Source organism: Pseudacidovorax sp. NFM-22, assembly GCF_021401245.1.
Classification (GTDB): domain Bacteria; phylum Pseudomonadota; class Gammaproteobacteria; order Burkholderiales; family Burkholderiaceae_C; genus Xenophilus.
Window position 1 is genome coordinate 110191 of sequence record NZ_JACBFY010000006.1, and the last position, 22705, is coordinate 132895.

The 22705-nt window shown below is 70.4% G+C and carries 24 protein-coding genes; 19 read left to right on the top strand and 5 right to left on the bottom strand.

The genetic code is table 11. The features are described 5' to 3' along the window. Positions 1-23 precede the first annotated feature (23 nt). The 3 genes from L0984_RS20790 to L0984_RS20800 are packed head-to-tail and all read left to right on the top strand — an operon-like array spanning position 24 to position 3143. Positions 24-782, top strand: a complete 759-nt coding sequence (locus L0984_RS20790; RefSeq protein ID WP_234196041.1) for a uroporphyrinogen-III synthase — start codon at positions 24-26, stop codon at positions 780-782. Continuing rightward, positions 779-1864 carry a uroporphyrinogen-III C-methyltransferase gene (locus tag L0984_RS20795; protein ID WP_370646117.1) on the top strand — a complete coding sequence of 362 codons (1086 nt, stop codon included), beginning with the start codon at positions 779-781 and terminating at the stop codon, positions 1862-1864. Before L0984_RS20790 ends, L0984_RS20795 begins: the two co-directional genes overlap by 4 nt. A 4-nt stretch (positions 1865-1868) precedes the next feature. Then, positions 1869-3143, top strand: a complete 1275-nt coding sequence (locus L0984_RS20800) for a heme biosynthesis protein HemY (protein WP_234196042.1) — start codon at positions 1869-1871, stop codon at positions 3141-3143. A 208-nt stretch (positions 3144-3351) separates the two neighbouring features. Here L0984_RS20800 and L0984_RS20805 read toward each other — a convergent pair whose 3' ends face one another. Both L0984_RS20805 and L0984_RS20810 read right to left on the bottom strand, forming a co-directional pair. Next, positions 3352-6435, bottom strand: coding sequence for an Rne/Rng family ribonuclease (locus L0984_RS20805; RefSeq protein WP_234196044.1), 3084 nt, complete (start codon positions 6433-6435; stop codon positions 3352-3354). A 140-nt stretch (positions 6436-6575) separates the two neighbouring features. Continuing rightward, positions 6576-6776 (bottom strand): hypothetical protein, encoded by a 201-nt coding sequence (locus L0984_RS20810; RefSeq protein WP_147284333.1) that lies wholly within the window; start codon positions 6774-6776, stop codon positions 6576-6578. 229 nt (positions 6777-7005) lie between these two features. On the opposite strand from L0984_RS20810, the gene L0984_RS20815 reads away from it, so the two are divergent. The 4 genes from L0984_RS20815 (at position 7006) to L0984_RS20830 (ending at position 10315) form a co-directional block, all read left to right on the top strand. Continuing rightward, a complete protein-coding gene (locus tag L0984_RS20815) occupies positions 7006-8064 on the top strand; it encodes an RluA family pseudouridine synthase (RefSeq protein WP_370646118.1) in 1059 nt (352 codons plus the stop codon). After that, complete coding sequence (locus tag L0984_RS20820; RefSeq protein WP_234196046.1) at positions 8051-8731, top strand: HAD-IIIA family hydrolase; 681 nt, start codon at positions 8051-8053, stop codon at positions 8729-8731. The genes L0984_RS20815 and L0984_RS20820 overlap by 14 nt, the downstream gene beginning before the upstream one ends. A gap of 117 nt (positions 8732-8848) precedes the next feature. Next, complete coding sequence (locus L0984_RS20825; RefSeq protein WP_234196047.1) at positions 8849-9220, top strand: Rieske (2Fe-2S) protein; 372 nt, start codon at positions 8849-8851, stop codon at positions 9218-9220. 45 nt (positions 9221-9265) lie between these two features. Next, entirely contained in the window at positions 9266-10315 is a 1050-nt protein-coding gene (locus L0984_RS20830; protein WP_234196049.1) for a S49 family peptidase, read from the top strand. 24 nt (positions 10316-10339) lie between these two features. Here L0984_RS20830 and L0984_RS20835 read toward each other — a convergent pair whose 3' ends face one another. The 3 genes from L0984_RS20835 to L0984_RS20845 are packed head-to-tail and all read right to left on the bottom strand — an operon-like array spanning position 10340 to position 12899. Continuing rightward, complete coding sequence (locus L0984_RS20835; RefSeq protein WP_234196051.1) at positions 10340-11518, bottom strand: MFS transporter; 1179 nt, start codon at positions 11516-11518, stop codon at positions 10340-10342. Next, complete coding sequence (locus L0984_RS20840) at positions 11515-12321, bottom strand: SAM-dependent methyltransferase (protein ID WP_234196053.1); 807 nt, start codon at positions 12319-12321, stop codon at positions 11515-11517. The genes L0984_RS20835 and L0984_RS20840 overlap by 4 nt, the downstream gene beginning before the upstream one ends. Next, positions 12318-12899, bottom strand: coding sequence for a Maf family nucleotide pyrophosphatase (locus L0984_RS20845; protein WP_234196055.1), 582 nt, complete (start codon positions 12897-12899; stop codon positions 12318-12320). The genes L0984_RS20840 and L0984_RS20845 overlap by 4 nt, the downstream gene beginning before the upstream one ends. Before the next feature lie 82 nt (positions 12900-12981). Between L0984_RS20845 and L0984_RS20850 the strand changes: the two genes are divergently transcribed. The 12 genes from L0984_RS20850 to L0984_RS20905 all read left to right on the top strand — a co-directional run bounded on the left by L0984_RS20850 (position 12982) and on the right by L0984_RS20905 (position 22641). Beyond that, positions 12982-13548: a YceD family protein gene (locus L0984_RS20850; protein WP_234196057.1), complete on the top strand. Its 567-nt coding sequence runs from the start codon at positions 12982-12984 to the stop codon at positions 13546-13548. A gap of 274 nt (positions 13549-13822) precedes the next feature. Then, entirely contained in the window at positions 13823-14005 is a 183-nt protein-coding gene (gene rpmF / locus L0984_RS20855) for a 50S ribosomal protein L32 (protein ID WP_017760020.1), read from the top strand. A gap of 60 nt (positions 14006-14065) precedes the next feature. Next, entirely contained in the window at positions 14066-15157 is a 1092-nt protein-coding gene (plsX, locus tag L0984_RS20860) for a phosphate acyltransferase PlsX (protein ID WP_234196060.1), read from the top strand. Next, on the top strand, positions 15154-16131 hold the full coding sequence (locus L0984_RS20865) for a beta-ketoacyl-ACP synthase III (protein WP_234196062.1): 978 nt from the start codon (positions 15154-15156) through the stop codon (positions 16129-16131). The genes plsX and L0984_RS20865 overlap by 4 nt, the downstream gene beginning before the upstream one ends. A 72-nt stretch (positions 16132-16203) precedes the next feature. Then, positions 16204-17151 carry an ACP S-malonyltransferase gene (gene fabD, locus L0984_RS20870; protein WP_234196063.1) on the top strand — a complete coding sequence of 316 codons (948 nt, stop codon included), beginning with the start codon at positions 16204-16206 and terminating at the stop codon, positions 17149-17151. A gap of 32 nt (positions 17152-17183) precedes the next feature. Further along, positions 17184-17927 carry a 3-oxoacyl-ACP reductase FabG gene (gene fabG / locus L0984_RS20875; protein WP_234196064.1) on the top strand — a complete coding sequence of 248 codons (744 nt, stop codon included), beginning with the start codon at positions 17184-17186 and terminating at the stop codon, positions 17925-17927. 152 nt (positions 17928-18079) lie between these two features. Then, complete coding sequence (gene acpP, locus L0984_RS20880; protein ID WP_017758944.1) at positions 18080-18319, top strand: acyl carrier protein; 240 nt, start codon at positions 18080-18082, stop codon at positions 18317-18319. A 181-nt stretch (positions 18320-18500) separates the two neighbouring features. Continuing rightward, positions 18501-19745 carry a beta-ketoacyl-ACP synthase II gene (fabF, locus tag L0984_RS20885; RefSeq protein ID WP_234196066.1) on the top strand — a complete coding sequence of 415 codons (1245 nt, stop codon included), beginning with the start codon at positions 18501-18503 and terminating at the stop codon, positions 19743-19745. Positions 19746-19795: 50 nt separating this feature from the next. Then, complete coding sequence (locus L0984_RS20890) at positions 19796-20257, top strand: hypothetical protein (protein ID WP_234196068.1); 462 nt, start codon at positions 19796-19798, stop codon at positions 20255-20257. After that, entirely contained in the window at positions 20254-20892 is a 639-nt protein-coding gene (gene rpoE, locus L0984_RS20895; protein ID WP_017758941.1) for an RNA polymerase sigma factor RpoE, read from the top strand. The genes L0984_RS20890 and rpoE overlap by 4 nt, the downstream gene beginning before the upstream one ends. A 13-nt stretch (positions 20893-20905) precedes the next feature. Further along, positions 20906-21532 carry a sigma-E factor negative regulatory protein gene (locus L0984_RS20900; RefSeq protein ID WP_234196069.1) on the top strand — a complete coding sequence of 209 codons (627 nt, stop codon included), beginning with the start codon at positions 20906-20908 and terminating at the stop codon, positions 21530-21532. 26 nt (positions 21533-21558) lie between these two features. Beyond that, entirely contained in the window at positions 21559-22641 is a 1083-nt protein-coding gene (locus L0984_RS20905) for a MucB/RseB C-terminal domain-containing protein (protein WP_234196070.1), read from the top strand. The last annotated feature ends 64 nt before the right edge of the window (positions 22642-22705 follow it).

Below are 22705 nucleotides of genomic sequence, written 5' to 3' on the forward strand. Positions count from 1 at the left end.
TGCGGCCCGAGCGCTTTCCTGCCATGACTGCGGCGCCGTCGCTGATCGTCACGCGGCCCGAGCCCGAGGCCACGCGCTGGACCGAGGCGCTGCGCGCGCGGGGCATCGATGCGCACGCCTTGCCGCTGATCGAGATCGCGCCGCTCGCCGGTGTCATCGCCTGGCCTGTGGGCACGCCGCCGCAGGCCTTGATGTTCGTGAGCGCCGCCGCCGTGCGGCACTTCTTCGCCACTCGGCCGCCAGAGGTCGTTGCCGCCTGCCGTTGCTGGGCCACGGGCCCCGGCACGGCCCGCGCGCTGGCCGAAGCCGGTGTGGATGCGACCCGCATCGACCAGCCGCCTGCCGAAGGCCCCTTCGACTCGGAATCGCTGTGGGCCCGCGTCCATGACCAGGTCGGGCCGGGCGCCTGCGTCTGGCTGGTGCGCGGTGCCGATGCCCAGGGCCGCGCCGCGGGCCGCGACTGGCTCTCGCGCCAGATCGAGGCTGCAGGGGGCGTGGCCGTGCAACTGGCCGTCTACCGTCGGCTGGCGCCCGCGCTCGGCGACGGGGATGCCCGAGTCGTGCAGGCCGGCATCGAGGGCGGGGCGACCTGGCTGTTCAGCAGCTCGGAGGCCGTGGGCAACCTGCGCGGCCTGGTGCCCCAGGCCGACTGGTCGCGCGCCGCAGCCCTGGCCACGCACGAGCGCATCGCCCAGGCCGCGCGCGATGCCGGCTTCGGCCTTGTCCGCGTGGTGTCGCCCGACCTGGACGTCGTGGCCGCGTCGATAGAATTCCCGCGATGAGCGCACCCCCCGCGACCGACGACACCGTCACCGATCCCGTCGCGCGACCCCTGGCCCCCGTTCCCCCATCTCCCATGCCCGCCCCCGGCGCCATGCTGGTGGTGCGGCTGGCCTTTGGCGCCATCACCCTCGCGGCGCTGGTCGCCATCGTCATGGCCGCCATGCTGTGGCAGAAGGTGGGCGGCATGCAGGAGCAACTGGCACGCCAGAGCGCCGATGCCACGCGCCAGGCCACCGAGGCCCGCACCCTGGCCCGCGAGGCGCAGGAGACCGTGCGCGCCGCCGATGCCCGCGTGGCGCTGCTCGAAACCCGCCTGGCCGAGGTCAGCCTTCAGCGCGCACAGGTCGAAGAGGCGCTGCAGAGCCTGTCCCGCTCGCGCGACGAAAGCCTGCTGGTGGACATCGACGCCGCCCTGCGGTTGGCACTGGAACAGGCCCAGGCCACCGGCAACGTGCAGCCGTTGCTGGCCGCCCTCAAGGCCAGCGACCAGCGCATCGTGCGCGCCAGCCAGCCCCGGCTGCAGCCCGTGCAGCGCGCCATCCAGCGCGACGCCGACCGCATCCGCGCCACGGCCAGTGGCGACGGTGGCGAGGCCCTGTCGCGCCTCGACGACCTGCTCAAGGGCGTGGACGAACTGCCCGTCATGAACGCGCTGGCGCCGCGCGGCAACCGCGCCGCGAGCGACGGCTGGGCCAACGAGGCCGTGCCGGCCGACGCGCCCTGGTGGCAGCGCATCCTGCTGGGCGTGCGCAACGAGGTGCGCTCGCTGATCCGCGTCTCGCGCATCGACCGGCCCGAATCGGTGCTGCTCGCCCCCGACCAGACCTACTTCCTGCGCGAGAACCTCAAGCTCAAGCTGCTGAGCGCCCGGCTGGCGCTGCTGGCCGGCCAGGTGGCGCCGGCACGGGCCGAGCTGGCTGGCGTGACGGCCTCGCTCAACCGCTACTTCGACCCCGCCTCGCGCCGCGTGCAGGCGGCCGCCACGCAGCTGCAGCAGGTGCAGGCGCTGGTGCGCGCCGCCGAGCCGCCGCGCATCGACGACACCCTCACGGCCCTGGCCGCCGTGTCCGCGGGGCGCTGAGGTCATGCGCGCGGCCGTCTGGCTCCTGGTGCTCTTCGCGGTCGCCGCCGCGGTGGCGCTGTTCGCGGGCAACAACCAGGGCATCGTCACCGTCTTCTGGCCGCCCACGCGGGTGGACCTGTCGCTCAACTTCGCGCTGCTGCTGCTGATCCTGGTGTTCATGCTGCTCTATGGCGCGTTGCGCGCGCTGCAGGCGCTGTTCGCGCTGCCCGTGCAGGCGCGGCAGTGGCGGCTGCAGCAGAAGGAGCGCAATCTGCACGCGGCCCTGCTGGATTCGGTCGTCCAACTGCTGGCCGGCCGCTTCACCCGCGCGCGCAAGTCGGCGCTGGCGGCGCTGGCGCAGGAGCATGTGCTGGCCGGGCTCGACGCCCGGCTGCCCCAGTCGCAGCAGGTGCGGGTGTTGGCGCACCTGATGGCCGCCGAGAGTGCCCAGGCGCTGCAGGACCGTGCGGCGCGCGACGCCCATCTGCAGCATGCGCTGAACGAGGGCCGCGACCGCGGCGGCATGTCCGCCGAGACACGCGATGGCGTGCAGTTGCGCTCGGCCCGCTGGGCCCTGGAAGACCGCAATGCCGTGGCCGCGCTGGACCGCCTGGCCGAATTGCCGCAGGGCGTGCAGCGTCGCACGCTGGCACTGCGCCTGCGTCTGAAGGCCACGCGCCTGTCGGCTCGCACGCAGGATGCGCTGGACACCGCGCGCCTGCTCGCCAAGCACCGCGCCTTCTCGGAAGACGGCGCGCGCAGCATCCTGCGCGGGCTGGCGCTGGAGCTCATCGGACAGGCGCACGACCCGGCCCAGCTGATGCGCGCCTGGAACGAACTGGACGCGGCCGAGCGCGCCATTCCCGAGGTGGCCATCCAGGCCGCGCAGCGCATGGTGGTGCTTCGCGGCGACCTTGCGATGGCGCGGGCCTGGCTGCTGCCGGTGTGGGAGCGCTCGCTGGCGCAGCCGGACGCGCTCAGCGACAGCCAGCGTGCCAAGCTCGTGCGTGCGCTGGAGGCGGGGCTCGACACGGTCGATCCCGAATGGCTGGCCCGCATCGAAGGCGCCCAGCGCGCCCAGCCGCGCGATGCGCACCTGCAGTACCTGGCCGGCATGGCCTGCATGAAGCGCCAGCTCTGGGGCAAGGCGCAGCAGCTGCTGACGCAGGCCGGTCTGGGCCAGCAGGACGCGGAACTGCATCGCCGCGCCTGGGTGGCCGTTGCCCAGCTCGCCGAGCAGCGCGAGGATGCCGAGCAGGCCCTGATGGCCTGGAAGCGGGCCGCGCAGGGCGGCTGAAAGGCCAAGGCGCGCCCGAGGGACGGGCCGGTGTCTTCGGACCGGCGGTGTTGTTCGGGCTCGGGTCCGGCATCTCCCGGTGACCGGCCGACTCCCATGCAAAAGGCCCGTGGTTTGCGCCACGGGCCTTTTGCTTTGCCGCAACCTGCAAGACGGGTCGGGCCTGGGCTGCCGGCCCGCCGCAGCGGGTCCGGCATGTTCCTTTCGATCAGGACACGGTTGCAGCCGGCTGGCTGCCGAGATCGGCCGCCTTCTCGAAGGGCAGCGTGATGGCGCCCAGGTCGCGACGGGTCTCGACCAGCACCAGCGGGCCTTCGTCCAGCACCACCACCGGCGGCCGCTCGCGCGGCACATGGACCGGCTTGGGTTCGGCTGCGATGGCCGCCCGCACTTCGGCGATGCGCTCAGGGTTGGAGTTCACCCATTCGAGGCCGGCACCCTGGGCCACGGCGGCCAGCTCGTCCGTCGGCAGGGCGAAGGCGGTCACACGGGGCAGTGCGCCGCGGCCCGGCGCGGCCGCAGCCGGTGCGGGCGCTGGCACGGGCGCGACGGCCACGGGTGCAGCGGCGACGGTCGGCTCGGTCGCCGGTTCGGCGACCGGCGCGGCAGCGGTCAGGCCCGGCTCGACGGCGGATGCCAGCGGCGCGTCGGCGGGTACCGCCTCCTCGCGGCCCGCCTCGCCGGCCTCACGCTCGCGCGAGGCGCGGTCGCGGCGGTCACGGCCATAGCGGTCGCGGGAGCGGCGGCGCTCCTCGCCTTCGCGGCGCGGCGCCTGGTCGTCGCCCACCGCGGCGTCGGCCGCTTCGGCCACGGCGGCCGCCTCGGCCGGCGTCTGGTGCAGGGCTTCGGCCTCGGTCACCGCGGCCGGCAGAGCGTCGACCGGGCGCCGCTCGCGGCGGCCCTCACGCGGCGCCTGGTCGCCGCCACGCGGTGCGTCCTCGCCCTCGGCAGCGGCGCCTTCGCGCACCATGCCTTCGTCGCGGCGGCGTTCGCCGCGCTCGCCGTTGCGTTCGCCGCGTTCACGGCGTTCGCCCTGGCGGCCGTTGCGTTCGCCGCGCTCTCCACGCTCGCCACGCTCGCCGCGTTCACGGCGCTCCGCGGGCGCATCGCTGCCCTCGACCGTGCCGTCGACCGGCGCCTGCAGGACTTCGACCGGCATGGCGTCCCGGCGCTCGCCGCGGCCGTTGCGGCGTTCGCGTTCACCCCCTTCGCGCGGTGCGCGGCCTTCGCGGCCCGCGGTGTCGCCGTTGCGGGCTTCACGCGGCTCACGGCCCTCGCGGGCCTCCCGGCCTTCGCGCGGCTCGCGCCGGCCTTCGCCGTTCAGTGCCTCGCGGCGTTCGCCACGGCCTTCCCCCCGCTCGCCCCGGTCGGCACGGCCTTCGCGGTTGCCACGACCTTCACTGCGACCTTCGCCACCACGGCCTTCACCGCGGCCGTTGCGACCTCCGCGTTCGCTGCGGCGATTGCCGCCGCCTGGGCGTGCCGTTTCTTCCGCGGCCGGTGCCGGTGCAGGGGTCGGGGCGGCGATGGGCGCCGGCGCCGGCGTGGCGCCGAACAGGCCCTTGAGCCAGCCGAAGAAGCCGCGTTCGGCCGGTGCGGGCGCAGCCGGCGCCGGTGCGACCACGGGTGCGGCGGCGACGGGCGCCGGCGCCGCGGGCTTTTCCTCGCGCGCGGGCACGACAGGCGCCGGCGCATCCGGCAGCACGCCCTTGATGACGGGGCTCTGGCGGTTGGTCGGCTCCTGCGAGCGGCGCGTGATGCGCGTCGGGTCCTCGACCTCGTCGGCCATGGTGTAGCTGGCACGCAGCTGGTCCAGGCGCGGGTCGTCGTGCTTCATCCGCTCCAGCTTGTAGTTGGGCGTCTCCAGCGTCTTGTTCGGGATCATCAGCACGTTCACGCGCTGCTTGAGCTCGATCTTGGCGATCTCGGTGCGCTTCTCGTTCAGGAGGAAGGAGGCGACCTCCACCGGCACCTGCACGTGCACGGCGGCGGTGTTGTCCTTCATGGACTCTTCCTGAATGATGCGCAGGATCTGCAGCGCGCTCGACTCGGTGTCGCGGATGTGGCCGGAGCCGCCGCAGCGCGGGCAGGGGATCGAGGAGCCTTCGGACAGCGCGGGCTTGAGGCGCTGGCGGCTCATCTCCATCAGGCCGAACTTGCTGATCGTGCCGAACTGCACGCGGGCGCGGTCCTGGCGCAGCGCGTCGCGCAGGCGGTTCTCGACCTCGCGGCGGTTCTTCGACTCGTCCATGTCGATGAAGTCGATGACGATCAGGCCGCCCAGGTCGCGCAGGCGCATCTGGCGGGCCACTTCGTCGGCGGCTTCGAGGTTGGTGCGGGTGGCCGTCTCCTCGATGTCGCCGCCCTTGATGGCGCGGGCCGAGTTGACGTCGATGGACACCAGCGCCTCGGTGTGGTCGATCACGATGGCGCCGCCCGAGGGCAGTTGCACGGTGCGGGCATAGGCCGACTCGATCTGGTGCTCGATCTGGAAGCGGCTGAACAGCGCGGCATCGTCGCGGTAGCGCTTCACGCGGGCGGCATGCTCGGGCATGACGTGCGCCATGAACTGCTGCGCCTGCTCGTAGATGTCGTCGGTGTCGATGAGGATGTCGCCGATGTCGTGATTGAAGTAGTCACGGATGGCGCGGATGACGAGCGACGACTCCTGGTAGATCAGGAAGGCGCCCTTGCCACCCTTGGCGGCGCCGTCGATGGCGGTCCACAGCTTGAGCAGGTAGTTCAGGTCCCACTGCAGCTCGGGCGCGGTGCGGCCGATGCCGGCGGTGCGCGCGATGATGGACATGCCCTTGGGGTACTCGAGCTGGTCCATCGCCTCCTTGAGCTCGGCGCGGTCCTCGCCCTCGATGCGCCGGCTGACGCCGCCGCCGCGCGGGTTGTTGGGCATCAGCACCACGTAGCGGCCGGCCAGGCTGACGAAGGTGGTGAGGGCGGCGCCCTTGTTGCCGCGCTCTTCCTTCTCGACCTGGACCAGCAGTTCCTGGCCCTCGCGGATCGCATCCTGGATGCGCGCCTGGCTGGCGGAGACGCCTTCGGCGAAGTACTGCTTGGAGATTTCCTTGAAGGGCAGGAAGCCGTGGCGGTCTTCACCGTAGTCGACGAAGCAGGCCTCCAGGCTGGGCTCGACGCGCGTGACGACGGCTTTGTAGATGTTGCCCTTGCGCTGTTCGCGCCCTTCGATCTCGATTTCGTAGTCGAGCAGCTTCTGCCCGTCCACGATCGCCAGGCGGCGTTCTTCGGCCTGCGTGGCGTTGATCAGCATCCGTTTCATGGGAGTGCGTGTCCTTGTTCGTGTGTGTCTTCACTGGCCCGGAAGGGGCCCACGATGCGCGGACGACGCGGCGAAACGACGGGACAGCGCCGTTCTCCTTTCCGCAGGTGTGCAGGCGGCACGCAGCCACCGGCCGGGCATCAGCCCGCAGGACGCAGCAGGGGAGGGGGCGCGAGGATGGGCGCGAGACCGATCTGCCGCCGGCCGGACATCTTGGGGACGTCGGGTGGCTGGGCAGGCACCGAGGTGGCGGGCGCTGGATGCATGGGCGCTGCCACCGGCATCAGCCAGCGCAGGCACATACGGAGCAGCCACATCAGCAGCACAAGGGGGTCTCGCATCGATCCGCCGTCCGGCGCCCGTCTCTGAAAGAACAGGCCGCCGGCTGGCAAGGGGGGAATCCGTCTCGGGGTTTCGTCGGCGTCGGCTCGCCTTGCGCATCCGGCGCCGCCCGTGGCCTGGTGGGCGCGGGGCCGGCGATGGTGGAGCACGCAAGTGGCATCGACCTCCAGCGCTTCCGGCGGGTGCTCTAAACTTCTCGTTCGAATAAGCACTGACCGAGCCGCGCTGGTGACAAATATTATAGGTCTTAAGCCCGGCCCCAAAGAGCGTCCGGCGCGGGCGCCGGCCCCCGAAGTCCGGTTGGTGACGGTGGACGCCGAGTCCGCCGGCCAGCGTCTGGACAACTTTCTTTTCCGTCATCTCAAAGGCGTCCCCAAGACGCATGTCTACCGCATCATCCGTTCGGGTGAGGTGCGGGTGAACAAGGGCCGCGTGCAGGCCGACTCCCGGGTGGAAGAGGGCGACGTGGTGCGCCTGCCGCCGGTTCGCGTGACGGCGGCTCCAGCGCCTTCCGCGCCGACCGCGCCGGCCCGCGACTTCGATCTGCTGATGGAGGACGAGGTGCTCCTGGCCGTCAACAAGCCCGCCGGCACGGCCGTGCATGGTGGCAGCGGGGTGAGCTTCGGCGTGATCGAGCAACTGCGCGCCGCCCGGCCGACGGCACGCTTCCTCGAACTCGTGCACCGGCTGGACCGCGAGACTTCCGGCATCCTGCTGGTCGCCAAGCGGCGCAGCGCGCTAACGGCGCTGCAGGCGCAGTTCCGCACCCGCGAGACGGGCAAGACCTACCTGGCCCTGGTGGACGGCGACTGGCCGGCCCGCCGCAAGGTGCTCGACGCCCCGCTCGCCCGCTACCTGCTACCGCCCAAGGATGGCGCCGCCGAGGGCGAGCGCCGGGTGAAGGTGGTGGACAAGGACCATCCCGATGCCATGCGTGCCCTCACGCTGGTGCGCGTGCTGGCGCGCCTGCAGCTCCCTGGCGACGACTCGCCGATGAGCCTGCTGGCCGTGACCATCAAGACCGGCCGCACCCACCAGATCCGCGTGCACCTGGCGCACGAAGGCCATCCCATTGCCGGCGACGACAAGTACGGCGACTTCGAGCGTCGCCGTACGCTGGCGCGGCTGGGCCTGCGCCGCATGTTCCTGCATGCCTGGCGGCTGCGCTTCCAGCATCCCGTCTCCGAGGCGCCCGTGGCGCTGCAGGCGGCGCTTCCCGACGAACTGGCGCAACTGCTGCCGCCGCAGGCGCTCGCCGCCCTGACCGATCCCCATGACGAACACTGACACGCCCGCGGCCAGCCGCCGCTTCGACCTGATCGCCTTCGACTGGGACGGCACGCTGTACGACTCCACCGCGGTCATCGTGCGCTGCATCCAGGAGGCGGTGGTCGACGTCGGCGGCCGCCGGCCCAGCGACCAGGACGCGGCCTGGGTCATCGGCCTGGGCCTGGCCGAGGCGCTGGCCCGCGCCGCGCCGGACGTGCCGCCCGAAAAATACCGCGAGTTGGGGGAGCGCTACCGCTTCCACTACCTGCGCCACCAGGACGACCTCGTGCTCTTCGATGGGGTGCTCCCGTTGCTCGATGCGCTGGCGGCGCGCGGCCATAAGCTGGCGGTGGCCACCGGCAAGTCGCGGCGGGGACTGGACCAGGCGCTTCATACCGTCGCGCTGCGCCATCGCTTCGATGCCTCGCGCACGGCCGACGAGACCTTCGGCAAGCCGCATCCGCGCATGCTGCTCGAGCTGATGGAAGAACTGGACGTGACGCCCGAGCGCACGCTGATGATCGGCGACACGGTGCACGACCTGCAGTTGGCACGCAATGCCGGCTGCGCCAGCGTGGGCGTGGGCTATGGCGCCCATTCGACCGAGGGCTTCGAGGCGCTGGGGCCGTTGCATGTGGCCCATTCCGTGGCGGAACTGAGCGACTGGCTTCTGCGGCACGGCTGAGGCCGCCCCGCCCCTGGCCGCGCAGGGGGCACTGCCGGTGTCGCCAAGCGGTGGCCGGTGTGGCGCTGCGGCAACCCCCGATACGGCATCCGGGGCGTTCTTTGGTACGCTGCCCAAGTGGCCGACGACGCCCCCATTCCCTTGTGCCGCAGCGCCGACCTGACCGATGGTGGGCTGGCGGTGTCATTCGACGTCATCTATGGCGGCCAGACCTGCCGGGCCTTCGCCATCCGCTGGCAAGGTCGGCCGCATGCCTACCTGAACCGTTGCACCCATGTCGCCATGGAAATGGACTACCAGGAGGGGCGCTTCTTCGATGACACCGGCCGCTGGCTGCTGTGCGCCACCCATGGCGCGGCCTATTCCCCCGACACCGGCGCCTGCGCCGGCGGGCCCTGCCGCGGCGGGCTGGTGCGCATCGAGCTCAGCGAAATCGAGGGCGTGGTGCACTGGCATACTGCCTGGAACCTGCGCCCGTTCACCTTCTGAACCCGAGCCTGCATTGATCATCACGGCTCGACGGCCTTCCGCATCATGAGTCCTCCCGACCGCCTGGAACCCTCCGGCTTCGAGCCTTTCGAGCCCAAGCCCGCGCCCTTGAACGAATCCGCAGCCCCTGCACCCACTTCCGTGAAAAACGATCCGACCTCCGCGCCCGGTTGGGAACGCGCCACCCTGGAAAAACTCGCCTTCGCCTCGTTGAAGGAGCAGCGCGCCGCGCGCCGCTGGAAGACCTTCGTCCGCCTGGCCTGGTTGGTGTTCTTCATAGCGCTGGCCTGGATGGCCCTGAGCCGCGCAGCGCCCAGCACAGCCACCACGACCGCCCACACCGCGGTGGTGAGCATCCGTGGGGAGATCGCCGACGGCGCCGACGCCAGTGCCGAATTCATCATCGCCTCGCTCAAGAGCGCCCTCGAGGATCCGGGGTCCAAGGGCGTCGTGCTGCTGATCAACTCGCCAGGCGGCAGCCCGGTGCAGGCCGGCATCATCCATGACGAGATCAAGCGCCTGCGCGCCAAATACGGCAAGCCGATCTACGCCGTGGTCGAGGAAAGCTGCGCTTCGGCCGCCTACTACATCGCCGCCGCCGCCGACAAGATCTACGTGGACAAGGCCAGCCTCGTCGGCAGCATCGGCGTGCTGATGGACGGGTTCGGCTTCACCGGCACGATGGAGAAGCTGGGCGTCGAGCGCCGGCTGCTCACCGCTGGCGAGAACAAGGGGTTCCTCGACCCGTTCAGCCCCATGAGCGATGCCCAGCGCGCCCACGCCCAGCGCATGCTCGACCAGATCCATGCGCAGTTCATCGACGTGGTCAAGAAGGGCCGGGGCGACCGGCTCAAGCTCGACACGCCCGGCCTGTTCAGCGGCCTGTTCTGGACCGGCCAGGAGGCCGTGGACCTGGGCCTGGCCGACCAGCTTGGCAGCATCGACTACGTGGCGCGCGACGTGATCCAGGCCGAGGACGTGGTCGACTACACCCGCCGCGACAACGTGGCCGAGCGCCTGGCCAAGAAGTTCGGTGCGGCCTTTGCCGATGTGGCGGTGCACGCCACCCTGCGCGCCGCGCCTTCGGTGCGCTGAGCCGGCAGCGGCGACGCCGCTTCTTTAGCGGGCGGTGCCGCGTGCCGCGAGCGGTGCCGACATCGCCAGTGCCAGCGCGAACAGCACCACCACCGAGAGGGCGTGGGTCAGCGAACTGGCGCCGGCGATGAGGCCGATGACGGGCGGCCCGGCCATGAATCCCAGGTAGGCGGCCGCAGAGACGGCGGCGATCCCCCGCGCGGGCTCCACGCCCGGGACGCGGGCCGCGGCTGCAAAGAGCAGCGGCACCACGTTCGCGAAGCCCAGGCCGACGCCTGCGAAGGCGGCCAGCGCCACCCAGGGTGAATGGGTGAGCAGGCCGACCGTCATGGAGGCGGCGGCCAGCAGGGCGCTTCCTGCCAGCAGCCGCGTCGACGGGACGCGGGCCCGCAAGGCATCGCCGCCAAAGCGCGCCGCGGCCATGGCCGCCGAGAAGCTGGCGTAGGCGAGGGCGGCCTGCTGCTGCGGGCTGCCGAGTTCCTGCTGCAGGTACAGCACGCTCCAGTCGTACATCGCGCCTTCGGCCACCAGGCCCAGGGCCGCCAGCAGGCCCAGGACGAGCAGCGGGCCGCCCGCATCGCGCAGGCCGCCGCCTTCGTCTGCGCTGGCGGTGGACGTGTGCGAGGTGGGGAGCATGCGCGTCGCTGCTACGCCGATGGCGAGCGCCATCGCCCCGGCGACGACAGCAAGGTGTGTGACGGGCGGGCAGCCGGCCGCGAGCAGCGCGGCGCCACTGCTGGCGCCTGCCATGCCGCCCAGGCTGAACATGCCATGCATGCCGCTCATGCGCGGCACGCCTTCGGCCAGTTCGATGGCGGCGGCCTCGGTGTTGATCGCGACGTCGAACACGCTGGTGAGCAGGCCGAACACGGCCAGCAGCGCGAGCAGGGCGGCATAGCCCGGCATGGCCAGCAGCAGGGCGAGCAGCAGCGCATAGCAGCAGCCGGCTGCGCCGGCGATGCGGTTGGCACCGTGGCGGCCGATCCAGCGGCCGGCGCGCGCAAGGCCGAGCAGCGCCCCCGCGCCAGCGGCCAGCATCGCGAGGCCCAGCGCCGCCTCGTCGATGCCGTAGTGCGCCTTGACGGTGGGAATGTGCACGCCCCAGGTGGCGAAGATGAAGCCGGAACAGAAGAACTGCGTGCGCGCCGCCCAGCGGGCGGCGGGCAGGCGGGCCGCCGGGTGAATCAGCGGTGGCGCACTCATCGGCCGAACGCGAAGACGGCCGGCAGCTTGCCGAGGGCGCGCTCGGGCAGGGCTCGCCAGGCCTTCACGCTGCGGCTGCTGATCTGCGCCTGCGGCAGGGTGAGTCCCGAGGCCACGGCCAGCCGCGTGTTCGGCTGCAGCGTCTGCACCAGGGCCTGGAGCACGGCCTCGTTGCGGTAGGGCGTCTCGATGACGATCTGCGTCTGGCCGCGCTTGAGGGCCAGGCCCTCCAGGTCGCGGATGCGCTGGCGCCGGGCCTCGGCGTCCTGCGGCAGGTAGCCGGTGAAGGCGAAGTCCTGGCCGCCCAGCCCGCTCGCCGCCAGCGCCAGCAGCAGGGACACGGGCCCGACCAGCGGCACCACCGGCGCGCCCAGGTCGTGGGCCGCGCGCACCACGGACGAACCGGGATCGGCCACGGCCGGCATGCCGGCCTCGCTCAGCAGCCCGACGTCGTGGCCGGCCTGCAGGTCGACCAGCAGCCCGCGGGCGTCGAAGCCGCCGCCGTGGTCGCCCTTCTTGTGCACTTCGCGGGGCAGCTCCCGGATCGACATCTGCTGGATCGGCACGGTGAGCGGCGCCACGCTGTCGATGCGCTTGAGCAAGGCCCGGGCGCTCTTGGCGTTCTCGCAGACCCAGTGGCCGAGGCCGGCGGCCGCGCGCAGGGTGGCGGCGGTCAGGCTGTCCTCGACCGGCACCTGGGTCTCGCAGCCGAAGTCCAGGGGGGCGGGCACCAGATAGAGCGTGCCGGGGCGCGGATGCCCGTCGGGTGGAAGGGCGTGGGCTGGCGTGGAGGGCTCGCTCACAGCAGTTCCACTCCCGCGGCACGCAGCATGCGGCAGGTGCGGATCAGCGGCAGGCCCACCAGGGCCGTCGGATCGTCGTTGTCGATGGCGTCGAGCAGCGCGATGCCCAGGCCCTCGCTCTTGGCACTGCCGGCGCAGTCGTAGGGCTGTTCGGCACGCAGGTACTGTTCGATGGCGGCGTCGCTGAGCGTGCGGAAGGTGACGCGCACGGGCGCCAGGTCCTGCTGCACGAAGCCCGTGCGCTGGCAGACCACGGCCAGCGCGGTCTGGAAGACCAGGGTGCGGCCGCTCATCCGGCGCAGTTGGACGGTGGCGCGCTCGTGGTCGCCGGGCTTGCCCAGTGGCTCCCCGTCGAGGTCCGCGACCTGGTCGGAGCCGATCACGATGGCCTCGGGAAATCGCTCGGCCACCGCGCGGGCCTTGGCCAGCGCCAGGCGGGCGGCGAGCGCGGCGGGCGCCTCGCCGGGGTGGGGCGTTTCATCCACCTCGGGCGGCTGGACATCGAAGGGCAGGCGAAGCCGCGACAGCATTTCGCGGCGGTAGCGGGACGTGGACCCGAGGATGACGGTGCGTTGCATGCGCGGATTCTCTGCGAGCCTTCGGGGGTGGCGGGTCGGCCGCGATGCCGTGCGGCCAGAGGCGGGACGTAGACTGCGCCCCATGAAGACGGAATTCGATGCGGCCCGCCTGGACGTGAAGGCCTTTGCCCAGGCCGGTGCCACCCTGGCCGAAACCAGCCCGCTCGCGCAATGGGCGCGCCTGACTGAAGAGGCGGCGCAGGCCACCGGTAATGCAGGACCTGTGGAAGTCGCCTGGAGCGCGCACGGTGAAATGCGCGGCAGCGCCGCCGGCCCCGGCGTGCCCTGGCTCCATGTCGAGGCCGAGGTGCAACTGCCACTGGTATGCCAACGCTGTCTGGGCCCTGTGCAGACGGTGCTGTCGGTGGACCGGTGGTTCCGCTTCGTCGCCGACGAGGCCACGGCCGCGGCCGAGGACGAAGAAGCCGACGAGGACGTGCTGGCCCTGGCGGCCGACTTCGACCTGCGCGCACTGGTCGAGGATGAATTGCTGATGGACATTCCCGTGGCGCCGCGCCACGAGGTCTGCCCCGAGCAGCCGCGCTTTTCGGCGGCGGACGAGGATTTCGACGCGGCCGGCAGCGACAAGCCCAACCCCTTCGCGGTGCTCGAAGGCCTGCGCAAGCCCAAGCCGGAATCGAACGATTGACGCCCGAGCCGGCCAGCTCTGGTGCTGACCCGGCCGGCTGGGTTATACTCATTGGCTTCGCGCGCATGCCGCAGGCCCTGTCAGACGATGCACGAATGCTTCGTGCATGTCCGGGCCGCCCCCGGTGCTCCGCTCTTTGGTCGGCATTGCTGACTGATTGTTGGCTGGGCACTCGCGGGTTGCAGCGCGGTTAGCCAGCCGGTTCGACCGCTGGCGCCGCTGCCTCAGGGTCTCGCGCCTTTCCGCCACCCCAACAGATTCGCAGGAGCCAACCATGGCCGTTCAGCAAAACAAGAAGTCGCCTTCCAAGCGCGGCATGCACCGTTCGCACAACGCGCTGGGCGTGCCCGGCATTGCAGTCGAGCCCACCACGGGCGAAACCCATCTGCGTCACCACATCAGCCCCAACGGCTTCTACCGTGGCCGCAAGGTGCTGAAGACCAAAAACGAAGCCTGATTGCCCCTTCAAGGCCAAGGCCCGAGGCTACTGAACCCGTAGCGTCGGGCCTTTGTTTTGATGTCCAGCACCGATCTGCACGCTTCTGCTGCCACGGCAATCACCCTTGCGGTCGATTGCATGGGCGGCGACCATGGCCCCCGCGTCACGCTCGCGGCTTGCCGTCGTTTTCTCGACAACCATCCTGATGCCCGCCTCGTGCTGGTTGGCGTCGAATCGGCCGTGTCCGGCTTCAGCCACGAGCGGGCACGGCATGTCGTCGCCACCGAGGTGGTGGGCATGGACGACCCCGTCGAGGTGGCGCTGCGCCGCAAGAAGGACTCGTCCATGCGCGTGGCCATCCAGCAGGTCAAGGACGGCGCCGCGCATGCGGCCGTCTCCGCCGGCAACACCGGCGCGCTGATGGCCATCGCCCGCTATGTGCTCAAGACGCTGGACGGCATCGATCGGCCGGCCATCGCCACGCAGCTGCCCAACATGAAGGGTGGGGCGACCACCATGCTCGACCTGGGTGCCAATGTGGACTGCGATGCCGAGACGCTGCTGCAGTTCGCAGTGCTGGGCTCGGCACTGGTGTCATCCATGAGCGGCGACGATTCGCCCACGGTCGGCCTGCTCAACGTCGGCGAAGAGGTCATCAAGGGCAGCGAGGTCATCAAGCGCGCCAGCGTGCTGCTGCGCCAAGCGGCCGAGTCGCGTGACCTCAACTTTCACGGCAACGTCGAAGGCAACGACATCTTCAAGGGCACCACCGACATCGTGGTGTGCGACGGCTTCGTCGGCAACGTGGCGCTCAAGGCCACCGAGGGCGTGGCGTCGATGATCGTGGACTTCCTCAAGCAGGAGTACTCGCGCGGCCTGCTGAGCAAGGTCGCGGCGCTGGTCTCCTACCCGGTGCTCAAGGCCCTCAAGAAGCGCCTTGACCACCGCCGTTACAACGGCGCAGCGCTGCTGGGCCTGCGTGGGCTGGTGTTCAAGAGCCACGGGTCGGCCGACGAGCTGGCCTTCGGGCACGCTCTGGATCGCGCTTATGATGCCGCCCGCAACAACCTGCTCGACCGCGTCCGCGCCCGCATCGCCCATGCCGCCCCATTGCTGGCGCGGCCCGAGGTGACGGCGCCCACCGACAACGCGGCACTCCAAGCCTCATGACGCTCTATTCCCGCATCACCGGTACCGGCAGCTACCTGCCGCCGCGCCGGGTCAGCAACGACGAACTGGCGCAGGAACTGGCTGGTCGCGGCATCGAGACCTCCAACGAATGGATCGTCGAGCGCACCGGCATCCATGCCCGCCATTTCGCGGCGGACGGTGTCAACAGCAGCGATCTGGCGCTGGAAGCCTGCCGCCATGCCCTGGAGGCCGCCGGCCGCAATGCGGTCGAGGTGGACCTGATCATCGTGGCCACGTCCACGCCCGACATGGTGTTCCCCTCGTCGGCCGCCATCCTCCAGCACAAGCTCGGCATCGCCGGCTGCCCCGCCTTCGACGTGCAGGCGGTGTGCAGCGGCTTCGTCTATGCGCTGACGGTGGCCGATGCCATGGTGCGCACCGGCGCGGCCAAATGCGCGCTGGTCGTCGGCGCCGAAGTGTTCTCGCGCATCCTCGATTTCAACGACCGCACCACCTGCGTGCTGTTCGGTGACGGTGCCGGCGCCGTGGTGCTGGAGGCCAGCGACACCCCCGGCATCCTGGCCAGCGACCTGCATGCCGACGGCTCGCACGTGGGCATCCTGTGCGTGCCTGGCCATGTGTCGGGCGGCCAGGTGCTGGGCACGCCGCTGCTGCACATGGACGGCCAGGCTGTCTTCAAGCTGGCCGTGCGGGTGCTCGAAGAGGCCGCGCGTGCCACGCTGGCCAAGGCCGGCAAGACCGAAGCCGACATCGACTGGCTGATCCCGCATCAGGCCAACATTCGCATCATGCAGGGCACGGCCAAGAAGCTGAAGCTGGGCCTCGACAAGGTGGTCGTGACCGTGCACGAGCACGGCAACACCTCGGCCGCGTCGATCCCGCTGGCGCTGGATGCTGCGGTGCGTGGCGGGCAGGTGCGTACCGGAGACACGGTCATGCTCGAAGGCGTGGGCGGCGGCTTCACCTGGGGCGCCGTGCTGCTGAACCTGTAAGGCGCTTCCGTCACCGGGATCGCTGGGCGTCGCGTCCACCACAGGATGCGCGCCGATGGAGACTCAATCACCATGAAGAACTTCGCATTCGTCTTCCCGGGCCAGGGCTCGCAGTCCGTGGGCATGCTCGACGCCTGGGGCGACCATCCGGCCGTTCGCGAGACCCTCGCCGAGGCGTCCGAGGCGCTGGGCCAGGACGTGGGCCTGTTGATCAAGGAAGGCCCGAAGGAAATCCTGGCCCTCACCACCAACACCCAGCCGGTGATGCTGGTGGCCGGCATCGCCGCTTGGCGCGCCTGGCTGGCCGAAGGCGGCGCCCAACCGTCGGTGGTGGCCGGTCACTCGCTCGGCGAGTATTCCGCGCTGGTCGCTGCCGGCGTGCTGACGCTGTCGCAGGCGGCGCCGCTGGTGCGCTTCCGTGCCCAGGCGATGCAGGAGGCCGTGCCGGTCGGTACGGGCGCCATGGCCGCCATCCTGGGGATGGCGGCCGAGCAGGTGAAGGCCGGCTGTGCCGAGGCCACGGCCGCCATGGGCGCCCCCGGTGAAGTGGTCGAAGCCGTCAATTTCAACGACCCGATGCAGACCGTGATCGCCGGCAGCAAGGCGGCCGTCGAGCGCGCCTGCGAGCTGCTCAAGAGCCAGGGCGCCAAGCGCGCACTGCCGCTGCCGGTGTCGGCGCCCTTCCACTCCAGCCTGATGAAGCCGGCGGCCGAGGCCCTGGCGCGTCGCCTGGCGGAGGTCGAACTGAAGGCGCCGCAGATTCCCGTGCTCAACAACATCGACGTGGCGATCGAAACCGATCCGGCCCGAATCCGCGAGGCGCTGGTGCGCCAGGCCGCGGGGCCGGTGCGCTGGGTCGAGAGCGTGCAGGCGCTGCAGGCCCGCGGCGTCGAGGCCGTCATCGAATGCGGTCCTGGCAAGGTGCTGTCGGGCATGGTCAAGCGCATCGCGCCCGGCCTGGCCAGCGGCTTCATCCAGGATCCGGCATCGCTCGGCGAAGCCAAGCAACTCGTCGCCTGAGCGTTCCGTCCTTCCTCCCTGAGCACACACGCATGAACACTCCCGCCATCCAGGGCCAGGTCGCCCTCGTCACCGGCGCCACGCGCGGCATCGGCGCGGCCATCGCGCTCGAACTGGCCCAGCGTGGCTACAAGGTCATCGGCACCGGCACGGGCAGCGACGGCGCCGCCAAGATCGGCGCGGCGCTGTCGCCCCACGGCGGTGAAGGCCAGGTGCTGAATGTGACCGACGGCCCGGCCGTCGAGGCCATGATCGACGGCATCGTCAAGGCCCACGGCGGCCTGCACGTGCTGGTCAACAACGCCGGCATCACGCGCGACATGCTCGCCATGCGGCTGAAGGACGAGGACTGGGACGCTGTCATCGACACCAACCTGAAGGCCGTCTTCCGCCTCTCGCGTGCCGTGATCCGGCCGATGATGAAGCAGCGCTACGGCCGCATCATCAGCATCACCAGTGTGGTGGGCGCCTCGGGCAACCCAGGGCAGGCGAACTACGCGGCCGCCAAGGCCGGCGTGGCGGGTATGACGCGCGCCCTGGCCCGCGAGCTGGGCAGTCGCGCGATCACCGTCAACTGCGTGGCGCCCGGCTTCATCGAGACCGACATGACCGCCAGCCTGCCCGAGGCGCAGCAGCAGGCGCTGCTGACGCAGATCCCGCTGGGCCATCTGGGCAAGCCGGCCGATGTGGCCCACGCCGTGGCTTACCTCGCATCGCCGCAGGCCGGCTATGTGACGGGCCAGGAGCTGCACGTCAACGGCGGCATGTACATGTAATCCACTCGACACCGCGCAGCCGCTTGTCGGACGAATCTGCGCGAGGGGCTGGACAGTGGCTTCTCCGAGCAGCCGTAGGCCCTTGCCGGGACTTCGCCCGGAGCGGCCCGGCTAAAATCCTTGATTCTTTACCACCCTCAGAGGGAACCTAAATGAGCGATATCGAAGCACGTGTCAAGAAAATCATCGCCGAGCAACTCGGCGTGGAAGAGTCGCAAGTGACCAACGAAAAGGCTTTCGTGGCCGACCTGGGCGCCGACTCGCTGGACACGGTCGAACTCGTGATGGCGCTGGAAGACGAATTCGGCATCGAGATCCCGGACGAAGACGCCGAGAAGATCACCACGGTGCAGAACGCCATCGACTACGCCGTCAAGAACCAGAAGGCCTGATCGGCCAAGATCCAAGCCGTTTGCCCGCTGCGCTGCACGACCGGCGCTCTGCGAGGCTCCCTCCTCTCCCGTTTCGCGGGCCTTCGGCTTCATTTCCTCCCGGAACCGTCCTTTCATTGACGCTCCAGGCGCACGGCGCCCCAGGTCTGGGAGACCCACCATTGCAGAAAGGTTCGCCGGCATGACTCAACGCCGCGTCGTCGTCACCGGGCTCGGTTGCATCTCCCCCGTCGGAAACACTGTGGCCGAGAGCTGGGCCAATCTCGTGGCGGGCCAGTCGGGGATCAGCACCGTCACCAGCTTCGATGCCAGCAACCTGGCGTGCCGCTTTGCGGGCCAGGTCAAGGGTTTCGACATCACCCAATACATTTCCGAGAAGGAAGCGCGTCACATGGACCGCTTCATCCATCTCGGACTTGCCGCCTCGATCCAGGCGGTGCAGGACAGCGGCCTGCCCACGGGCGATGCCCTGTCGCCCGAGTTGGCCGAGCGCATCGGCTGCAACATCGGTTCCGGCATCGGCGGCCTGCCGATGATCGAGGAGACGCATGCCGAGCTGACCAACCGGGGTCCGCGCCGCATCTCGCCCTTCTTCGTGCCGGCTTCGATCATCAACATGATCTCGGGCCACCTGTCGATCAAGTACGGCTTCACGGGCCCGAACATCGCGGTGGTCACCGCCTGCACCACGGGCCTGCATGCCATCGGCCTGTCGGCGCGCCTGATCCAGGCCGGCGATGCGGACGTGATGGTGGCTGGTGGTGCCGAATCCACCGTCTCGCCCCTGGGCATCGGCGGCTTCGCGGCGGCGCGTGCGCTGTCCACGCGCAATGACGACCCGGCCACCGCGTCGCGGCCGTGGGACAAGGACCGCGACGGCTTCGTCCTGGGCGAGGGGGCCGGCGTGCTGGTGCTCGAGGAGTACGAGCATGCCAAGGCCCGTGGCGCCAGGATCTATGCCGAGCTCGTGGGCTTCGGCATGAGCGCCGACGCATACCACATGACTGCGCCCAGCGTGGACGGTCCGCGCCGCAGCATGCAGGCTGCCCTGCGCAACGCCGGCATCAACGCCGACCAGGTCGACTACCTGAATGCGCATGGCACGTCCACGCCGCTGGGCGACCTGAACGAAACCAACGCCATCAAGCTGGCTTTCGGCGACCACGCCCGGAACATGGTGGTGAACTCCACCAAGTCCATGACGGGCCACCTGCTGGGCGGCGCCGGGGGCATCGAGTCGGTGTTCACGGTGCTGGCGGTGCACGAGCAGAAGAGTCCACCGACCATCAACATCTTCAACCAGGATCCGGAATGCGACCTGGACTACTGCGCCAATACGGCGCGGGACATGAAGATCGACGTGGCCGTGAAGAACAACTTCGGCTTCGGCGGCACCAACGGCACGCTGGTGTTCAAGCGGGTCTGACGCGTTCCCTTGGCGTTTATCCCGTCGCTTTTCGCCCCTCTGAATTTCCCATGCACCACGCCCCGGCGGTGAGTTTTCCGGTCGGGGCCTCCCGCCGCGCGGCAGCCCTGCATGGGGCCGTCGCGGGCATCGGAGGCCTCTGCGCCTTGGGTTGGGGCTTCCATTTCGCCGCCTTCGATGCGGCGACTGTCGCGATGATCCTGGCTGCAGTGGCGGGCGTGGCACTGGCGCGGGATGCGAGCCGGACCGCTGGCCGGGGCATGTTGCATTGGACCGGTGGCGAGTGGTCGATGACCGACCTTCGCGGCCTGCACCCGCAGGCGGGCGGCGCGCTGGCCGTGGTCATGGACCTCGGCACGCTGATGCTGGTGCGGTGCGTGATGACCGACGGCCGCACCCACTGGATGTGGCTGGATCGGGACGCCGATCCCCTGCGGTGGCGGGCTCTGCGCCGGGCTGCTTTCGATGGTGTGCCCGCCGAAGGGCGCCGTTCCCAGGGGGCGCCGGCATGACGAGCGCTCCGCTGCCGCCACCGCCTGCCAATCCGGGCGAGGCTGATCTTCTGCTGGTCCAGCGCACCCTGGCCGGCGACGCCAAGGCCTTCGAACTCCTGGTGATCAAGTACCAGCGAAGGATCGAGCGCCTGATCGGCCGGATGGTGCGCGATGTGGACCTGATCGAAGACATCGCGCAGGAAACCTTCATCCGGGCCTATCGTGCGCTGCACCAGTTCCGTGGCGACGCGCAGTTCTACACCTGGCTGTACCGGATTGCGGTGAACACCGCCAAGAAGGCGCTGGTGGACATGAAACGCGACCCGACGGTGTCCGAAGCGGCGCTGCGCAGCAGTGACGACGACGATGAAACTTACCGCGGCGGAAACGAACCAATCAGCGACGAAACCCCTGAATCCGTGCTCGCGGCCAATGAAGTGGCTGCGGCGGTGAATGCCGCCATGGAGGCGCTGCCGGCCGAATTGCGCCAGGCCGTGACCTTGCGTGAGATCGAGGGGTTGAGCTACGAGGAAATCGCCGAAGCGATGAATTGCCCGATCGGCACCGTCCGCTCGCGCATCTTCCGGGCCCGCGAGGCGATTTCTGCGCGAGTGAAACCCCTGCTGGAGAACCAGTCGGGCAAACGTTGGTGATCAGGTGAACCCCATGAACGAGCTTAGGACCCAGACCCTTGAACGGGTATCGGCGCTGATGGACGGCGAGATGCCGGCGGACGAAATGGCGCAGGCCGTGCAACAGGTGGTCGGCGACGGCGCACTGCGTGACTCCTGGCAGATGTACCACCTCGTGGGCGAGGCGCTGCGCACCGGACGGCACACCGCCTGCACCGACAGCGATGCCTTCCTCGACAAGCTGCGTCAGCGCATGGCCCAGGAGCCGCCGGTGCTGCGGCCCATCGAAGTGGTGCAACCGCCGCTCGAATGGAGCCGTCGCGCGGAGGCGGCCAACGAACCGGTGTTCCGGTGGCGCCTGGTGGCCGGTGTGGCCTCGGTGGCCGTGGCGGCGGCAGTCGGCTGGAGCTTCGTGTCGGGTGGCGCCACCTCCGGCGGTGCCCAGATGGCGAGGCAGGATGCCGGTGCGCCGACGCTGGCGTCCGTCAGTCCGGCGCCCGCGCAGCAGCAGAGCCTCGTCCAGGTGGGCAACCGCCCCGAGGTGATGCTGCGCGACCCGCGGCTCGACGAGTTGCTCGAAGCCCACCAGGAGGCCGGCGGCGCCTCCCAGATGCCCTCGGGCTTTCTGCGCAACGCCACCTTCGAAGCCCCTTCCCGCTGACCGACCGGATCGCCATTCCACTGCCGATGCCCGTTTCTCCCGCCTCGCGCCGCCGACTGGTCGCGACCGTTCCTGCTGCCTTGCTGGTATTGGCTGCTGCGCCAGCAGGCGCGCAGGCGGCACCGCCTCCGGGCAATGCCTCGCCTTCGACGACCACCTTGCCGCCCGTCCAGGCGCCGACCGGCTCGGGTGCGATCGACTGGCTGCGCCGCATGCACGAGGCGGCGCGCACCACCGAATACGTGGGCACCTTCGTGGTCTCGACCGGCGCCGGCGCGTTGTCGAGTGCGCGCATCTGGCACGCCTGCGACGGCCCGGTGTGCATCGAGCGTGTGGAGACGCTGTCGGGGCCTCAGCGGTCCACCTTCCGCCGCAACGAGCTGGTCCGTACCTTCCTGCCGGACCAGCGGCTGGTCAAGACCGAGCAGCGCGAGAACCTCGACGTCTTCCCCAATCTCCTGGGGGCGACCGAGGGCTCCATCACCGAGTTCTACGACGCCCGTCCGCTCGGGCGGGGCCGCGTGGCCGGCATCGAGGCCGACGTGGTCCAGATCGTCGCCCGCGACGCGATGCGTTTCGGTTACCGCGTGTGGTGCGAGCGACGCTCGGGTCTGGTGCTGAAGCTGCAGACCCTGGATGTGCGCGGCGCCGTGGTGGAGCAGTCGGCGTTCTCGGAACTTCAGTTCGAGGAGCCCATGCCCGTGCCGGCCCTGGCCGAGATGATGGACAACACCCAGGGCTGGAAGACCGAGCGCTCCAGGCTCGAGTCCGTCAATGTCGACGCCGAGGGCTGGACGCTGTCGCAGCCCGTCCCCGGTTTCAAGCCGGTGAGCAGCTACCTGCGTCCCATCGGCGAGCCGCGCTTCTTCTTCGGTCCCCGCAAGCGCATCCTGCAGTGGACCTTCTCCGACGGGCTGGCCACGGTGTCGCTGTTCCTGGAGCCGTATGGCGACCAGCCGCGCCAGGAGGGGGCCCAGGCCCAGGGCGCCACCTACACCCTCTCGCGCAAGCTCCCCGACGCGGCGGGCGACTGGTGGCTCACTGCCGTGGGCGAGGTGCCGATGCGCACCCTGGACGCCTTCGCCCGCGCGCTCGCGCGCACCCGCTGAACCTTTCGCCGCCTGGGCCTTCTCAAGGGCATCTCCCGAGAGGGGCGGCCCAGCGGCTATCGTG

Coding starts and splice junctions, on each gene's coding strand:
- L0984_RS20790 (WP_234196041.1), top strand. CDS start 24: ATGACTGCGGCGCCGTCGCTGATCGTCACGCGGCCCGAGCCCGAGGCC.
- L0984_RS20795 (WP_370646117.1), top strand. CDS start 779: ATGAGCGCACCCCCCGCGACCGACGACACCGTCACCGATCCCGTCGCG.
- L0984_RS20800 (WP_234196042.1), top strand. CDS start 1,869: ATGCGCGCGGCCGTCTGGCTCCTGGTGCTCTTCGCGGTCGCCGCCGCG.
- L0984_RS20805 (WP_234196044.1), bottom strand. CDS start 6,435: ATGAAACGGATGCTGATCAACGCCACGCAGGCCGAAGAACGCCGCCTG.
- L0984_RS20810 (WP_147284333.1), bottom strand. CDS start 6,776: ATGCGAGACCCCCTTGTGCTGCTGATGTGGCTGCTCCGTATGTGCCTG.
- L0984_RS20820 (WP_234196046.1), top strand. CDS start 8,051: ATGACGAACACTGACACGCCCGCGGCCAGCCGCCGCTTCGACCTGATC.
- L0984_RS20830 (WP_234196049.1), top strand. CDS start 9,266: ATGAGTCCTCCCGACCGCCTGGAACCCTCCGGCTTCGAGCCTTTCGAG.
- L0984_RS20835 (WP_234196051.1), bottom strand. CDS start 11,518: ATGAGTGCGCCACCGCTGATTCACCCGGCGGCCCGCCTGCCCGCCGCC.
- L0984_RS20845 (WP_234196055.1), bottom strand. CDS start 12,899: ATGCAACGCACCGTCATCCTCGGGTCCACGTCCCGCTACCGCCGCGAA.
- L0984_RS20850 (WP_234196057.1), top strand. CDS start 12,982: ATGAAGACGGAATTCGATGCGGCCCGCCTGGACGTGAAGGCCTTTGCC.
- rpmF (WP_017760020.1), top strand. CDS start 13,823: ATGGCCGTTCAGCAAAACAAGAAGTCGCCTTCCAAGCGCGGCATGCAC.
- plsX (WP_234196060.1), top strand. CDS start 14,066: ATGTCCAGCACCGATCTGCACGCTTCTGCTGCCACGGCAATCACCCTT.
- L0984_RS20865 (WP_234196062.1), top strand. CDS start 15,154: ATGACGCTCTATTCCCGCATCACCGGTACCGGCAGCTACCTGCCGCCG.
- fabD (WP_234196063.1), top strand. CDS start 16,204: ATGAAGAACTTCGCATTCGTCTTCCCGGGCCAGGGCTCGCAGTCCGTG.
- fabG (WP_234196064.1), top strand. CDS start 17,184: ATGAACACTCCCGCCATCCAGGGCCAGGTCGCCCTCGTCACCGGCGCC.
- acpP (WP_017758944.1), top strand. CDS start 18,080: ATGAGCGATATCGAAGCACGTGTCAAGAAAATCATCGCCGAGCAACTC.
- fabF (WP_234196066.1), top strand. CDS start 18,501: ATGACTCAACGCCGCGTCGTCGTCACCGGGCTCGGTTGCATCTCCCCC.
- L0984_RS20890 (WP_234196068.1), top strand. CDS start 19,796: ATGCACCACGCCCCGGCGGTGAGTTTTCCGGTCGGGGCCTCCCGCCGC.
- rpoE (WP_017758941.1), top strand. CDS start 20,254: ATGACGAGCGCTCCGCTGCCGCCACCGCCTGCCAATCCGGGCGAGGCT.
- L0984_RS20900 (WP_234196069.1), top strand. CDS start 20,906: ATGAACGAGCTTAGGACCCAGACCCTTGAACGGGTATCGGCGCTGATG.
- L0984_RS20905 (WP_234196070.1), top strand. CDS start 21,559: ATGCCCGTTTCTCCCGCCTCGCGCCGCCGACTGGTCGCGACCGTTCCT.